This is a genomic window from Pseudomonas marginalis (assembly GCF_008692035.1).
Classification (GTDB): Bacteria; Pseudomonadota; Gammaproteobacteria; order Pseudomonadales; family Pseudomonadaceae; genus Aquipseudomonas; species Aquipseudomonas marginalis.
The window spans coordinates 1-14,263 of sequence record NZ_VTFG01000005.1; the positions used below are offsets into that span (position 1 = coordinate 1).

Consider the following 14,263-nt stretch of genomic DNA (forward strand, 5'->3'; position numbering starts at 1 on the left):
GGGCTGCGTAGCAGCCCCAATAAGAACGCTGCAGTGTGCCAGACAGTTCCGGGGCTGTGTTTTGGGGCTGCTGCGCAGCCCAGCGCGGGGCAAGCCCGCTCACTACGAGGGTCCATTCGCCATAACGTTTGCGCTTACGGTGCCGGCTCCACCTCCTTGAACACCAGCCCTTGGCTATCGCTGACCTGCCATGGGTTGGCAGCGCCGGTCTGGCTGAAGACCACGTGGTCGAAGCGTGAGTCTTTCAGTCCATCGATACGCGCCTTGGCCGCGCCGCGAAAGCGCACGCGCTCAAACACCAGGCCCTGATGGTAGGCGTTGTGCAAGGCATCACCCTTGACCTCGATCGCCGCTCCCTGGGCATTCTCGACGCTCACGTCGCTCACCCGGATGTCCTTGAACTGCCCCGCGATGGTTGAGCGCTGATAGTCGAGCTTGGCGTTCGGGTCGTTGTAGTCGAGGGTAAAAATGAACGCCTGCTTGACGGTATTGCGGATCGCCGAGTCGCGGAATGTGACGTTGCGCGCGCCGCCGCCCATGAAGTTGGTGCTCTTCATGCGCAACCCGGCATCGGTGCCGTCCGACACGTTGTCTTCGGCCAGGATGTTCTGGATCCAGGCGCCGGTGTGGCTGCCGGCGACCACCATGCCATGACCCTTGCGGAAGTAGTTGTTGAAAATCCACGCGTCTTCCTGCGGCGGCTGGTGCACGGCGTCGGCACCGGTGCCGGCCGCAAAGTTCACGCAGTCATCACCGGTGTCGAAGAAGTTGTTGAACACCATCGCGCCCTTGCTGTTGGCGAACTCGATGCCGTCGCCGTTGTTGGCGTCGTAGGTCGTGTGGGTGGTGTTGGCCAGCACCACGTTTTCGGTCTCCAGGTTCATGATGCCGTGGAACGCCGGGTTCACCACGGTGAAGCCGCCGTAGAACACATTCTTCACATTGCGCAGGGTAATCAGCGAGGAACGCATCTGCCCGTAGGCGTCCTTGACGTTCATGCCGCGTGCCACGGCCTGTTCCACCTGCGCCTTGGCGAGGATGCCGTCCCGGGCATAGCGGGTATTGTCACTGGGCAGGTAGAACGGCAGTGCCTGGCCACGTTCGTCGACGACATCGACGTTGCGCTTCCAGCCATTGCCATCGAGGGTGCCCTTGCCGACGATGCGGATGTTTTCGAATGACTGATGCTGGCGCGGATCACGGGGCAACGCGTTGATCAGCGAGGCCGGGCGCACAGTGGTGGAATACGGGTACTGGATGTAGCCGGCCAGCGGGTAATCTTCGGCGCGCTCGGAGCCGAGCAGGGTCGCGCCTTCGGCGATCTCCAGGGTCATGTTGCTCTTGAGGTAGAGCGCGCCGCTTTTGTAGGTGCCTTCAGGCAGCAAGACTTTGCAACCGACGGTGCAGGCATCGATGGCGTTCTGGATCGCCTGGGTATCGAGGTGACTGCCGTCGCCTTTGGCGCCGTATTTTTTCACGTCAAATACCGCCGCAACCGGGGTGGTGCGTTGCAGCACCGGGGCGCTGTCGGCGGACTCCTTGCCGTTGCCGTCCACCGAACGCACGGTGAAACGGTACACCGTGTCGGGCTTCAGGCCTTGGGCGGTGAAGCTGTGAATGCCGACGCGATGGTGGAAGTTGGCGGTGTCTTGTCGATAAAACTGGTCGATGTAGGGTTTGGCCGGTGACACCTGGTCATTATTGGCATTGGCGCTGCCCAGCAGCGTGCCGTTGGCGTAGACCCGGTAATCCTTGATGCCGGCATGCTCGGCAGGTTTTTCCCACACCAGGATGATTTGCCGGTCATCAAAGGCCAGCGTCGGTACCTGCAGTTTTGACGGGGCTTGCAGCGCCCATGACAGCGGGCTGCATCCAAGCGCCACGAGGGCCAGCGCGCAACGCACCGAGGTTTTTTTCGAGGGTTGATACGGCATGTTGTTCTCCTTGTTTTTGCCGGTATTCACACCGAGGGGCGCTACATCTGCCGCCCGCTTTTTTCGAGGTAGTTGATAAGGCGGTTGCAGGAGCGGGCTTGCCCGCGAAACGCGTCAACGAACACACGCGTTACCGGGTGGCCCGAGTCGTCTGTGGTTTTTTCGCGAGCAAGCTCGCTCCTACAAGGGGCTTACTGGGCGCCCAATGCCTTGATCAGCACGTCCAACTGCTCCACTTCTTGAGGCAGCAAGTCGGTCAACGGCGCGCGCACCGGGCCGGCGTCGTGGCCGACCAGGCGTGCACCGGCCTTGACGATACTCACGCCATAACCTTCGCAGCGGTTGCGGATCGCCAGGTACGGCAGGAAGAAATCATCGATCAAGCGGCCCACGGTGGGGTGGTCGTCGGCGGCCACGGCGCGGTAGAAATCCATCGCGGTTTTCGGGATGAAGTTGAACACCGCCGAGGAATACACCGGCACGCCCAGAGCCTTGTAGGCCGCGGCATAGACTTCGGCGGTCGGCAGCCCGCCGAGGTAGGTCAGGCGGTCGCCGAGGCGACGGCGGATCGACACCATGGATTCGACTTCACCAATGCCGTCCTTGAAGCCGATCAGGTTCGGGCAGCGCTCGGCCAGCTGCTCGAGGCTGTCGGCATTGAGACGGCACAGGTTGCGGTTGTACACCACCACGCCGAAATCCACCGAATTGCACACCTGCTCAACGTGGGCCACCAGGCCTTTCTGGCTGGCTTCAGTGAGGTAGTGAGGCATCAGCAGAATACCGGCGGCACCGAGGCGCTCGGCCTCCTGGGCATAGGCGATGGCCTGACGAGTCGGGCCCCCTGCCCCGGCGAGGATGGGCACCTGGCCTTTGCAGGTGTCCACGGCAGTCTTGATGATCTGGGTGTATTCCTTGGCTTCCAGGGAGAAGAATTCCCCGGTGCCCCCGGCTGCGAACAACGCGCTGGCGCCGTAGGGGGCCAGCCATTCCAGGCGGCGGGCATAGGTGTCGGCACGGAAGTCACCGGCCGCGTCAAAATCGGTAACCGGGAACGAGAGCAAGCCGGAAGACAGGACTGTTTTTAGTTCTTGTGGCGTCATGTTCGCAAACCTCAAATCAAAAAATAAAGGGATACCTTAAGAGGTACGTCATCGTACAACTACAAATGATTGTTAGCTAGTCCTAAGTGCCTTAGTTCGCACCTTTAGATTTAACTCAATAAAAACAGCACATTAATCGCATTTCATAGTAATCAGCGCATGACCAATCAAGCATAGTCATACGATGACTACAGAAATCAGTCGACCCGCCGTCGCTCTGACTCCTGGCTGAAGTCACGACTGGCCTGCACCAGCATGCGCGTGTAGTCGTGCACGGCCTGGTCCTGGCTCAAGGCCTGGCAGTCGAGCAATTCGACGATCCGGCCGTGCTGCATCACCGCCACCCGGTCGCACAAGTGAGTGACCACCCCCAGGTCATGGGTGACCAGCAGATAGGTGAGTTTCTCGCGCTGGCGCAGGTCCGCCAGCAGGTTGAGGATCTCGGCCTGGACCGACACATCCAGGGCCGAGGTCGGTTCATCCAGCAACAGCACGCGGGGCTCAAGGATCAACGCGCGCGCGATCGCCACCCGTTGGCGCTGCCCACCGGACAACTGATGGGGATAGCGAAAGCGGAAGCTGTCGTTGAGGCCGACCTTGAGCAGGATCTCGTTGATCCGGTCGTCCTTGTCCCCTACCCCGTGGATAATCAGCGGCTCGCGCAGGGCGGTGTCGATGGTGTGCCTGGGGTGCAGGGAGCCGTAGGGGTCCTGGAAGACCATCTGCACTTTGCGAAAGTGCTCCTTGGGAATCTTGTGCTGCAACGGCGCGCCGGCGATGCTCAGCTCGCCGTTCCAATGCCGGTATTGCCCGGCCAGGCAGCGCAGCACGGTGGTCTTGCCCGAACCGGACTCCCCCACCAGGCCGAACGATTCGCCGTCGGCGACACTCAGGCTCACATCGTGCAGCACCTGGTTGATGGCAGCGCCGGTGCCGAAACTCAGGTTCAAGGCGTGCGCTTGGATCATGGGCATGGTCAGGTTCCTTATTGAGTCAGCCAGAGTGGATCGCGCTTGAGCACCGGCAGGTGCACGCGACGGTTATCCATGCTCGGCAGCGCGGCCAGCAGGCCACGGGTGTAGGGATGCTCGGCGTATTGCAGGTCGCAGGCAGCCAGGGATTCGACGACGCGCCCGGCGTACATCACTAGCACGCGGTCACAGTAGTTGCGCACCAGGTTGAGGTCGTGACTGACAAAAATCAGCCCCATCTGCTGCTGATCCACCAGTTCTTCCAGCACGTTGAGCACTTGCTGGCGCACCGAGACATCCAGCGCCGACGTAGGCTCATCGGCAATGATCACTTCCGGACGCGTGATCACCATCATCGCGATCATGATGCGCTGGCCCATACCGCCGGACACCTCGTGGGGGTACAGGTTGTAGACCCGCTTCGGATCGCGGATGTGCACCTGCTCGAGCATCTGCATGACTCGCTCGCGCGCATCACTGCGACTGGCCTTGTGGTGGGCCAGGTAGGCTTCGGCAATCTGGTCGCCCACCTTGACCACCGGGTTCAGCGAGTACTTGGGGTCTTGCATGATCATCGAGATACGCTGGCCGCGAATCTTCTGCATCGCCTTTTCACTGGCCGAGAGCAGGTCGACCTCGCCAAACGCCATGGCCTTGGCGGTGATTCTGGCGCTGGGCGGATGCAGCTTGAGCAGGCTGCGCCCGACGGTGGACTTGCCTGAGCCGGACTCACCGACAATCGCCAGTTTCTCCCGACCCAAGGTAAAGGACACATCGCGCACGGCGTGGGTTTCTTTCTGGCCACTGACGAAGCGCACATTCAGCCCTTCGACATTCAGCTTGATGGCAGACATAAGGTGTTCTCCGATTATTCGCTGCGCGGATCAAGGATGTCCCGCAGGCCATCGCCCAACAGGTTGAAGGCCAGGCTGACCAACATGATCGCCGCCCCGGGAACCGCCACAAGCCACCAGCACTCGAGCATGTAGCGGCGCCCGGTGGAAATCATCGCGCCCCACTCCGGCAGCGGCGCCTGGGCACCCAGGCCGAGGAAGCCCAACGCGGCGGCGGTGAGGATGATCCCGGCCATGTTCATGGTCAGGCGGATGATCACCGAGGACAGGCACATCGGCACGATATGGCGCAGGATAATCCGCGCCGGCGACGCGCCTTGCAGTTCCACGGCGACGACAAAGTCGGCGTTGCGCAGGGACAGGGTTTCAGCCCGCGCGAGCCGCGCAATCGGTGGCCATGAGGTCAAGGCAATCGCCACCACCGCATGCTCCAGGCCAGGGCCCAGGGCGGCGATAAAGGCCAGCGCCAGGACCAGGCTGGGGAAGGAAATAAAGATATCGGTCAGGCGCATGAACACGGTGTCGACCGCCCCGCCGAAGTAGCCCGAGACGGTGCCGATAAACAGCCCGATGGGACCGACGATCACGGTTACCAGGGCAATGATGTACAGCGTGATCCGCGAGCCATAGACCAGCCGACTGAAAATATCCCGACCGTATTCGTCGGTGCCGAACCAGTGCGCCGAGCCCGGCGCCTGCAAGGCTGTGGCGAGGTTTTGCGCGACCGGGTCGTGGGTGGCGATCCACGGCGCAAAGGCCGCGACCACCACCAAGAGCAGCGCAACCAGCAGGCCCGCCAGGGTCATGGGGTTGCGCAACAGGTGACGCAGCACCCGCAGGCCGCTCTTGCAGAAGGCATCGAAACTGGAGCCCGGCGAGCGATCCACCGGCCGCTTCGCCGCCGTGTCGATGGAAGACAGATTGGCATTCATAAGCATCTTCTCTGTGTGAATTCTGAAGGGCCGCAGCCCCACTCAACGCTGCTTGTAGACACCCAGGTAGCGGGTGGCCTCGGCATCGTCACCACTGAAACCCTTGACGTCGGCAGCGCTGACCACGGTGTCGGTCATCTGCGAGATCATCAGGATCGGCCCCACCTGCTGGTCATAGAGCGTCTGCGCCTGGTGATACAGGCTGACCCGCTGTGCCGAATCGCGCGTCACGCCCGCCTGGTCGATCAGGCTGTTGAGCTGCGGATTGAAGAACGAAGCGCGCCAGCCCTGGAAGTTCGGCAAGCCGGCGTCATCGCTGTTGTCGGGGTTGTAGGCGAAGGTGCGCAGGCTGAAATACGGATGGGGATAGCGCTCGGCGCCACGGGCCACGATGATCTCGAAATTGCGCGCGCGCATGGCGCCGTAGACCTGGTTGCCGGTGCCGGTGACGATGCTGGCCTTGATCCCGCCTTCGGCCAGGGTCGCTTGCAGGCGCGCGGCGATGTCAATGAACGGCGGCTCCGACAATGTACGAATGGTGGTGTTGAAACCGTCGGGGTAACCCGCCTCGGCCAGCAGCTTTTTCGCCTTGGCCACGTCCATGTGATAACCCGGATCCGGCAAGCGCGCTTCCAGCCCCAACTGCATCGGCTGCTGATTGAGCTTGCCGTAATACGGCATCACCTGTTCATCCAGGCCCTTGTAGTCGATCAGGTTGCGCACGGCTTCACGCACCTGAGTCTTGGCAAACTCGGGTTGCTTCATGCTCATCGCCACGTAGTACATAGTGCCGCGCGGCAATGACTGCACTTGGATTTTGTCCGAGCCGTCGATGGCGCGAATGTCCGGCGCCGCCATGCCGTAGGCCAGGTCGAGGTCGCCGCGTTCGAGCATCAGGCGCAAGGATTGGGATTCGGTCATGTGCCGCACCACCACGCGCTTGAGCTTCGCCGCGCCGCCCCAGTAGCCGTCGAAACGGGTCAGCAGCAGCGAATCGTTGGCGCTCCATTTGGTCAGCACGAAGGGACCACTGCCCGCCTCGTTCGTCACCAGCCAGCCGGCGCCGAGGTCGCCGTTTTTCTCATGGGCCAGGGCGGTCTTGCGGTCCACTACCACGGCGCTCGGCGAGATCGCCAAGGAGTCCACCAGCAGCAGCGGGTCCAGGGTCTGCGGCAGGTCGACGACCAGGGTGTGGGCGTCCGTGGCGCGGATCAGCGATTGGATATTCTCGACGCTGTAGCCGTAGGCCTTCCAGGTGGTGGCCAGGCCGAAATTGAGCTTCATCACCCGGTACAGCGACCACGCCACGTCCTCGGCGGTCAGCGGGTTGCCCGAATGGAATTTCACATCCTGGCGCAGATGAAAGGTCACCTGCTTGCCGTCTTCGCTGATGTCCCAGCGTTCGGCCAATTGCGGCAGGTGTTTTTCCGGGTTGCCCCGGTCACGCTTGATCAGGGTGTCGTAGAGGTTGGCGTTGACGCCGGAGGCATCCAGGCCAGGCGCATTGGCCGGGTCGATGGAGAACAGGTTGACCATGCTCATGCCGACGATCAATTGATCGGCGGGGGTCTTGGCGCTGGCCGTTGTCATCGGCCCAAGGGCGAGCATCGCCGTCAACAGGCCAAGGTGCAGTGTTGAAAATACCGTCTTCATGCAAAATTCCTTCTTTTTATAGTTTTATCGGTACGGCGCAGTGCGTTAACGGGTACGGGGGTCGAACACCTTGTACAAGGCGTCGCTGATCAGGTTGAGCGCGACGAAAATCAAGCCGATCACCAACACGCAGCCCATCACCGCGTTCATGTCGCCGAGCATCAGGCTGCTGGTCAGGTACTGGCCGAACCCCGGCCAGGCAAACACGGTTTCGATCAGCACCGCGCCCTCCAGCAACGAGCCGTAGGCCAGCGCAACCACCGTCAGCAACTGCACGAGGATGTTGCGAAACGCATGCCCCCACACCACCTGGCGCCGGGACAGGCCCTTGACCCGCGCGGTGATGATGTACTCCTGGGACAGCTGCTCGAGCATGAAGCTGCGGGTCATGCGGCTGATATACGCCACCGAGTTCAGGCCGAGGATCAGCGCCGGCAACACGATGTGGCGCAGGGCGCTGGCGAAGGCCTCCCAGTCACGTGCCAGGGTCGAGTCGATCAGCAGCAGGCCGGTGACCTCGGGCACCATGCCGTCATAGGCCAGGTCGATGCGCCCCGCTCCACCGGCCCAGCCGAGCCAGGCGTAGAACACCAGCAACCCCATCATGCCCAGCCAGAAAATCGGCGTGGAGTAGCCGAACAAGGTGATCACCCGCGCCACGTGATCGCCGAGGCGCCCCTGGTTGCTGGCGGCACAGACGCCCAGGGGCAAACCGATCAGCACGCCGAACAGAATCGCCAGGGTGGCCAGTTCAATCGTCGCGGGGAATACCCGCAGGATATCGTCCAGTACCGGGTGGCCGGTCAACAGCGCATTGCCGAAGTCACCGTGGAGCAGGTCATTGAGGTAAAGACCGAATTGGGTCCAGATCGGCTTGTCCAGGCCCATCGACCGGTACACCTGATCATAGGTGGAACTGTCGGCATCCGGCCCGACTACCGCCAGCACGGGGTCGAGCGGCATGACCCGGCCGATGATGAACGTCAGGGCCAGCAGGCCGAGCAAGGTCACCAGCACCGTACCCGCGCGCCGGGCCGTGTTGGACGCGCGAGCGCCCATGACAGAGGCAGTCATAACAAACATAGTGAGCTCCTGATAATCGGTCAGCGCTTCTTGTAGACGTCTTTGTAGCGCGTGGTCGCGGCGGTATGGCCCTGGAAGTCGGCCACGTCTTCGTACACCACCACGGTGTCGGTCATTTGCGAGACCGGCAAAATGGCCCCGACCTGCCGGTCGACCTGCTCCTGGATGTCGCGGTATTGGGCCAGTTGCTTGCCTGTGTCAGGCTCGACTTCCGCGCGCTCGATCAGCTGGTTCAGCTCGGGGCTGTAGAAGGATGTGCGCCAGCCCTGGAAGTTGGTGAGCTTGGCCTCATCGCGGTTATCCGGGTTGTACACCAGCGTACGCAGGCTGGAGTGCGGATGCCGTTCCGCCCCGCCACCGCCGCGGCCGACGATGATGTCGAAGCTGCGCTCACGCATTGCGCCGTAGATCTGGTTGCCCGTGCCGGTGATGATGCTGGCGTCGATACCGGCCTGGGCCAGGGTCGACTGCAGGTTGGAGGCAATGTTGATAAACGGCGGTTCGGCGAGCACGCGAATGGTGGTCTTGAAACCGTTCGGGTAACCGGCCTCGGCCAGCCAGGCCTTGGCCTGCTCGACGTTGAGCGTGTAGCCGGGATCCGGCAGGCGCGCGGCCAGGCCCAGGGGCAGCGGCCGTTGATTGATCACGCCGTAATGGGGCATGACGGTCTGGTTGATGCCCTGGTAATCGATCAGCGCACGCACGGCCTTGCGCACGCGCGCATCGGCAAACATCGGTTGCTTCACACTCAGGGCGACGTAGTACAGGGTGCCGCGCTGCAAGGTCTGGGTGCGGACCTTGGCGCTTTTCTGCAGGGCTTCAATGTCCGGCGCAGACATGCCTTTGGCGATGTCCAGGTCGCCGCGCTCGATCATCAGGCGCAACGACTGCGACTCGGTCATGTTGCGCATGACGATGCGCTTGAGCTTGGCCGGGCCGCCCCAGTACCCGTCGAAACGGGTCATCAGGATCACGTCGTTGGCGCGCCAGTCATTGAGCACGAACGCACCGCTGCCGGCGGCATGAGTCACCAGCCAGGCGGCGCCCATGTCGTTGTTCTTCTGGTGTTCGAGGACTTTCTTGCGATCGAGGACAAACGCACTCGGCGAGGTCGCCAGGGTGTTGAGCACCAGCAGCGGGTCGGTGGGCCGGGGCAGCTCGATCAGGAAGGTCGAGGCATCCGTGGCACGCATGTAGCGCTCGACGTTCTCAGCCGTAAAGCCGTAGGCCTTCCAGGTGGAAGCCAGCGCCAGGTTGAGCTTGAGCACGCGCTGCAACGACCAGGCAACGTCTTCGGCACTCAGGTCATTGCCGGACTGGAATTTCACGCCGGTGCGCAGGTTGAAGGTCAGGGTCTTGCGGTCATCACTGACCTGCCAGCGCTCGGCGAGCGCCGGTACCAGGCGATCCGGCTGGGCGACGTCCTGCACCAGCAACATGTCATAGAGGTTGGCGTTGATCTCCGACACGTCCAGGCCGGTGGCCGCCGCCGGGTCGAGGGACAGCAGGTTGATCATGCTCATGCCGACGATCAATTGATCGGCCGGGGTTTTTGCGAAGCTTGCAGGTACAGCGGTGACAGCCAGCGCGGCGACGAACACCCGCGCCCACAGCGAAGGGAAAATGCTCATAACAAGAGTGCCTTTTTTATATTTATAGGGCTCTTGATCAGCCCGACGGATGCCGGACTGACCCTGTACACGTCAGAAGCTTTTAAGCGTATTGGTCTCGATGAAGTTGAAATCGATGTCTTCACCCAGGCCCGGCAAGTCGGACAGGTGCACAAAACCGTCGTTGTCCATCGGGTCTACCAGACGCTTGAGGTAGGCCGGCACTTCGTCGTAATCCAGGTACGGGTGCAACAGGCCACGCTCATACCAGGTGCAGTTCTTGATCGCGCCGACCACGGCCAGGTTGGCCGCACCGTTGCCATGAATCTCGCAATCCATGCCGAAGGATTCAGCCAGGTGCGCAACCTTCAGGCACGGCGCAATGCCGCCGACGCCCGCCACACCGGCGCGCAAGATATCGCACACATCGTGCTTGACCCAACTGGCGCGGCTCAGGTGTTTGCCGGACAGGGTTTCCGGGCCCAGCACCGGAATGTCCAACTGCCCCGCCAGCCAGGCATAGGACTCGGCGGACTCTTCCATCATCGGCTCTTCGAACCAGGCGAAGTCGAGCTTCTCCAGCTCACGCCCGATGTACAGCGCCTCGGTGCGGCTGTACCAGTGATAACCGTCGAGCATCAGGGCGATGTCCGGGCCAACCGCTTCGCGTACCGCCGCACAAGCCTGCACGTCGATGCGCGGGCTCGGGGCGAAGGACACCGGCGGCATCCAGGTGTGCAGCTTGATGGCCTTGTAGCCGCGCTGCACCAGGGTCTCGGCAAAACGCCCGTAGTCTTCAGGGGTGGCCAGGCCACCGGGCAGTTCGTCGCCACACATGGTGGAGCCGTAGGCCGGCACCTTGTCGCGGAAACCGCCAATCAACTTGTGCACCGGCACACCCAGCTTGCGCCCGGCCCAATCCCACAGGGCCTGCTCCACCAGCGCCAGGGCGCGGTCGGTCAACTGGCTGGCGCTGCCGCGCTGCCAGTGCGCGAGGTCGTGCCAGATCTTTTCGCGATCGAAAGCGTTCTGCCCCACCAGCACTTTGCGCACGAAACCATCCAGTACATACGGGCGAATCAGTTCAGGGGCGCCGAAGGCATAACCCTCGTGGCCGTCTTCGGTCTGGATGCGCAGCAAAGCCATCTGCGCCTGGGTGACATCACCGGGGTGCGCATGGCCGGCACTGTCCACTGCGCGGCGGGTCGGGTAGGAAAATACCTGGACGTTGACTGCTGTGATTCTCATGGACGTCGTAAGCCTTCTTATTGGATTTGTGACGGGAGTGTCGTCTGTTGCGACCGATCATAGGTCATCGTACAACACTTGAAAAGACCCAATAACCCGCCCCTCTTCTGCATGCATTTTCAGTAAATCCCGGCAAAACCCTTATTTTTAAAGACAACTAAGGAATAACTTGGATTACTGTAAAGCCCTATTCACTGGGCACATATATTTCAAGATGTTTCAAAACCACCGATAACCCATAGACGAGTCATCTTGTCGTACGATAACGTATATCGGCACCTTAGATGAGATCCATACGCAACAACCCACTGCCGTAGCAACCGTCAAACGACCCTAACAAAAACAAAAAAGAAGACCGTATGAACACCACCCTACGCACGCTCGTTACTGCCCTGACCCTCGGCCTGCCGCTGTATGTCAGCGCTGACTCCGCCAGCATCAACTACCGCCACCAGTTCACCGAGGAGGACAGCGCCCACGCTGACCGAATCAAGCTCAACTACCGCCTTGACAGTGGCCTGGGATTTGAAGCGGAAATGAAATACCGCACCGCCGGAGACCGTGAAGACGTCGCCTACGACAACATGGTCAACAACGGGCACGAGTTCACCGTGAGCTACAACTACAAACTCAGCGCGCAATCGACGTTGACCCCGGCGTTCCAGATGGACAGCTCGAAAGACTCGACCACCTACAAGTTCGGCCTCAAGTACAACTACAAGATCAACGACGCCTTCTACGCCGCCACGCGCTATCGCCTGGACGCCAAGAAGCTGGACCGCGATCAGGTCAACGAGGACTTGCCCGACCACATCAAGGATGACCAGACCACCCATCGTTTCGAGGGCTGGCTCGGCTACACGCCGGCCAGTAAGTGGGCGTACGAATATCAGTTCATCTACTTCAAGACTGACTACATCCGCTACGACAACAAGAAGAGCGATTACGAACAGAACCTGATCGTCAAATACAAGCTCAACAAGGAATGGGCACCGTTCATGGAGATTGGTGATGTGAAGGTCAACGCCACGTCCGAAGACCGCCAGGCGCGGTGGCGCCTGGGCATCCAGTACAACTTCATGTAAAGCCCCCACAACTTGCCTGGCGAGTGCGCATCGCTCGACAGGCAAGCCACCTGCATCCAGCGTTCAATGGAAGACCTGACCATGACCACACCACCTAAACCCTTCACGCGCATCTTGCTCACCGGCGCCGCCGGCGGCCTGGGGCAAATCCTGCGGAACACCTTGCAGGCCCATGCCGACATCGTCCGCGCCTCGGACATCAGCCCCATGGCCCCCAGCCGTGGTGAGCACGACGAAGTGATCACCTGCAACCTGGCCGACAAGGCCGCCGTGGCGGCACTGGTCAACGGCGTCGACGCCATCGTTCACCTGGGCGGGATTTCCGTGGAGCGGCCGTTCGAGGAGATTCTCGACGCCAATATTCGCGGCACATTCCACATTTACGAGGCGGCGCGACAGCAGGGGGTCAAGCGGATTGTGTTTGCCAGCTCCAACCACGTCACCGGTTTCTATCCCCAGGACGTTGAACTGGACGTGCACTCACCACGCCGTCCGGATGGCTACTACGCGCTCTCCAAGGCCTACGGCGAAGACCTGGCGGCGTTCTACTTTCACCGCTATGGGATTGAAACCGTGAGCTTGCGCATCGGCTCGTCGTTCCCCGAGCCGCGCAACCGGCGGATGCTGTCGACCTGGCTGAGTTACGCCGACCTGGACCATCTGGTGGCGCGCGCCCTGCTGGCCAAGGATGTGGGACACAATGTGGTGTATGGCGTCTCGGCCAATCGGGATCGCTGGTGGAGCACCCGGCACACCGAGCACCTGGGCTTTGCGCCCAAGGACAGTTCGGAAGCGTTTCGCGCCAAGGTCGAGCAGCAATCGCCAGCGCCGGCCGATGAACCGGGCAGCCGGCTTCAGGGCGGCGCGTTCACCGCGGCCGGGCCGTTCGACAACTCGGCGGCGGCAGCTTCATAGGCCCGGCGCATGCGCTCGCGGCTGTTGGACAGGTGCAGGCGCATCGCCGCCCGAGCCGCATCGGCGTCACGGCGCAGGATGGCTTTGTAGATGTCCTCATGCTCACGACTCAAGCGCTCCAGGAAGGGCTCCTTGTTGTCGTTGGCCAGGCGTTTGGAGTGCAGGCGTGTACGCGGCAGGATGTTGAGCCCCAGGTGCAACATGATGTCGGTGAAATAGCGATTGCCCGTGGCCAGCGCGATCTGCTGATGGAACTGAAAGTCTGCCGACACCGCGTAGTCGGCACTCACCGCCCGTGAGTTGAGCGCATCCAGCGAGTCGCGCATCACCTGCAATTGCTCGTCGGTCCGCCCCACGCACGCCAGGCCGGCAGCCTCCACCTCCAGGCTGATGCGCAATTCCAGCACGGCCAGCACATCCTGCAAGGTCACGATGCTGTCCGGGTCGATGCGAAACCCGCTGGGGCTCGGGATATCCTTCACAAAGGTGCCGACGCCGTGCCGGGTTTCCACCAGGCCCGAGGCCTGCAGGCGCGAAATGGCCTCGCGCACCACCGTGCGGCTCACCCCATGTTCGGCCATCACTTCGGATTCGGTGGGCAGCTTGGTGGCACGCGGCAGCTCACCGGAACAGATGCGCCGGGAAAGCTCGGTGACCAGTTCTTCGGCCAGGCTGCGGTGCCGGCGGCGAACGGTGGGCTGGACGTTCGGGTTGTCCATCAAGAACGGGTATCTCGGTTGGCGGAGGAACGCGCATCATAGCGCATTCAGTTGTACGACAACTCTCCCTGTGGCTCCCAGCGCGTCCCACAACGCGAAAACCCCCTGCCAGACCGCCCTCGGCAACTGCCGAGCGGACTAAAAAATGTGCAGGAT

The 14,263-nt window shown here is 61.9% G+C and carries 12 protein-coding genes; 2 read left to right on the plus strand and 10 right to left on the minus strand.

What is annotated here, in order from left to right; all coding sequences use genetic code 11:
• Positions 1 to 134: 134 nt before the first annotated feature.
• From FX984_RS31590 to FX984_RS31630, 9 genes are all read right to left on the minus strand, one after another.
• Complete coding sequence (locus tag FX984_RS31590) at positions 135 to 1,934, minus strand: glycosyl hydrolase family 28 protein (protein WP_146477551.1); 1,800 nt, start codon at positions 1,932 to 1,934, stop codon at positions 135 to 137.
• Between the two features lie 191 nt (positions 1,935 to 2,125).
• Positions 2,126 to 3,037 carry a 5-dehydro-4-deoxyglucarate dehydratase gene (gene kdgD, locus FX984_RS31595; RefSeq protein ID WP_146477549.1) on the minus strand — a complete coding sequence of 304 codons (912 nt, stop codon included), beginning with the start codon at positions 3,035 to 3,037 and terminating at the stop codon, positions 2,126 to 2,128.
• A 197-nt stretch (positions 3,038 to 3,234) separates the two neighbouring features.
• Positions 3,235 to 4,011 (minus strand): ABC transporter ATP-binding protein, encoded by a 777-nt coding sequence (locus FX984_RS31600; RefSeq protein WP_146477547.1) that lies wholly within the window; start codon positions 4,009 to 4,011, stop codon positions 3,235 to 3,237.
• Positions 4,012 to 4,022: 11 nt separating this feature from the next.
• Positions 4,023 to 4,862 carry an ABC transporter ATP-binding protein gene (locus tag FX984_RS31605; protein WP_065923972.1) on the minus strand — a complete coding sequence of 280 codons (840 nt, stop codon included), beginning with the start codon at positions 4,860 to 4,862 and terminating at the stop codon, positions 4,023 to 4,025.
• 14 nt (positions 4,863 to 4,876) lie between these two features.
• Positions 4,877 to 5,794: an ABC transporter permease gene (locus FX984_RS31610; protein WP_027603510.1), complete on the minus strand. Its 918-nt coding sequence runs from the start codon at positions 5,792 to 5,794 to the stop codon at positions 4,877 to 4,879.
• A 42-nt stretch (positions 5,795 to 5,836) separates the two neighbouring features.
• Positions 5,837 to 7,447, minus strand: a complete 1,611-nt coding sequence (locus FX984_RS31615) for an ABC transporter substrate-binding protein (RefSeq protein ID WP_146477545.1) — start codon at positions 7,445 to 7,447, stop codon at positions 5,837 to 5,839.
• Between the two features lie 45 nt (positions 7,448 to 7,492).
• Positions 7,493 to 8,530: an ABC transporter permease gene (locus FX984_RS31620; RefSeq protein ID WP_065923970.1), complete on the minus strand. Its 1,038-nt coding sequence runs from the start codon at positions 8,528 to 8,530 to the stop codon at positions 7,493 to 7,495.
• A 20-nt stretch (positions 8,531 to 8,550) separates the two neighbouring features.
• On the minus strand, positions 8,551 to 10,161 hold the full coding sequence (locus FX984_RS31625; RefSeq protein ID WP_146477542.1) for an ABC transporter substrate-binding protein: 1,611 nt from the start codon (positions 10,159 to 10,161) through the stop codon (positions 8,551 to 8,553).
• Between the two features lie 72 nt (positions 10,162 to 10,233).
• The gene (locus FX984_RS31630) at positions 10,234 to 11,388 is read right to left on the minus strand and encodes a mandelate racemase family protein (protein WP_146477540.1); all 1,155 of its coding nucleotides are present in this window, start codon (positions 11,386 to 11,388) and stop codon (positions 10,234 to 10,236) included.
• Positions 11,389 to 11,747: 359 nt separating this feature from the next.
• Between FX984_RS31630 and FX984_RS31635 the strand changes: the two genes are divergently transcribed.
• Both FX984_RS31635 and FX984_RS31640 read left to right on the plus strand, forming a co-directional pair.
• Complete coding sequence (locus FX984_RS31635; RefSeq protein WP_092359640.1) at positions 11,748 to 12,473, plus strand: oligogalacturonate-specific porin KdgM family protein; 726 nt, start codon at positions 11,748 to 11,750, stop codon at positions 12,471 to 12,473.
• A gap of 81 nt (positions 12,474 to 12,554) precedes the next feature.
• Positions 12,555 to 13,388: an NAD-dependent epimerase/dehydratase family protein gene (locus FX984_RS31640; protein ID WP_146477538.1), complete on the plus strand. Its 834-nt coding sequence runs from the start codon at positions 12,555 to 12,557 to the stop codon at positions 13,386 to 13,388.
• Here FX984_RS31640 and FX984_RS31645 read toward each other — a convergent pair.
• Complete coding sequence (locus FX984_RS31645; RefSeq protein WP_065939665.1) at positions 13,328 to 14,107, minus strand: FadR/GntR family transcriptional regulator; 780 nt, start codon at positions 14,105 to 14,107, stop codon at positions 13,328 to 13,330. The genes FX984_RS31640 and FX984_RS31645 overlap by 61 nt on opposite strands.
• Positions 14,108 to 14,263 lie beyond the last annotated feature (156 nt).

Excerpts from the sequence above, each read along its gene's own strand:
- FX984_RS31590 (WP_146477551.1), bottom strand. The coding sequence starts at position 1,934 with ATGCCGTATCAACCCTCGAAAAAAACCTCGGTGCGTTGCGCGCTGGCC.
- FX984_RS31635 (WP_092359640.1), top strand. The coding sequence starts at position 11,748 with ATGAACACCACCCTACGCACGCTCGTTACTGCCCTGACCCTCGGCCTG.
- FX984_RS31615 (WP_146477545.1), bottom strand. The coding sequence starts at position 7,447 with ATGAAGACGGTATTTTCAACACTGCACCTTGGCCTGTTGACGGCGATG.
- kdgD (WP_146477549.1), bottom strand. The coding sequence starts at position 3,037 with ATGACGCCACAAGAACTAAAAACAGTCCTGTCTTCCGGCTTGCTCTCG.
- FX984_RS31645 (WP_065939665.1), bottom strand. The coding sequence starts at position 14,107 with ATGGACAACCCGAACGTCCAGCCCACCGTTCGCCGCCGGCACCGCAGC.
- FX984_RS31630 (WP_146477540.1), bottom strand. The coding sequence starts at position 11,388 with ATGAGAATCACAGCAGTCAACGTCCAGGTATTTTCCTACCCGACCCGC.
- FX984_RS31610 (WP_027603510.1), bottom strand. The coding sequence starts at position 5,794 with ATGAATGCCAATCTGTCTTCCATCGACACGGCGGCGAAGCGGCCGGTG.
- FX984_RS31605 (WP_065923972.1), bottom strand. The coding sequence starts at position 4,862 with ATGTCTGCCATCAAGCTGAATGTCGAAGGGCTGAATGTGCGCTTCGTC.
- FX984_RS31600 (WP_146477547.1), bottom strand. The coding sequence starts at position 4,011 with ATGCCCATGATCCAAGCGCACGCCTTGAACCTGAGTTTCGGCACCGGC.
- FX984_RS31620 (WP_065923970.1), bottom strand. The coding sequence starts at position 8,530 with ATGTTTGTTATGACTGCCTCTGTCATGGGCGCTCGCGCGTCCAACACG.
- FX984_RS31625 (WP_146477542.1), bottom strand. The coding sequence starts at position 10,161 with ATGAGCATTTTCCCTTCGCTGTGGGCGCGGGTGTTCGTCGCCGCGCTG.
- FX984_RS31640 (WP_146477538.1), top strand. The coding sequence starts at position 12,555 with ATGACCACACCACCTAAACCCTTCACGCGCATCTTGCTCACCGGCGCC.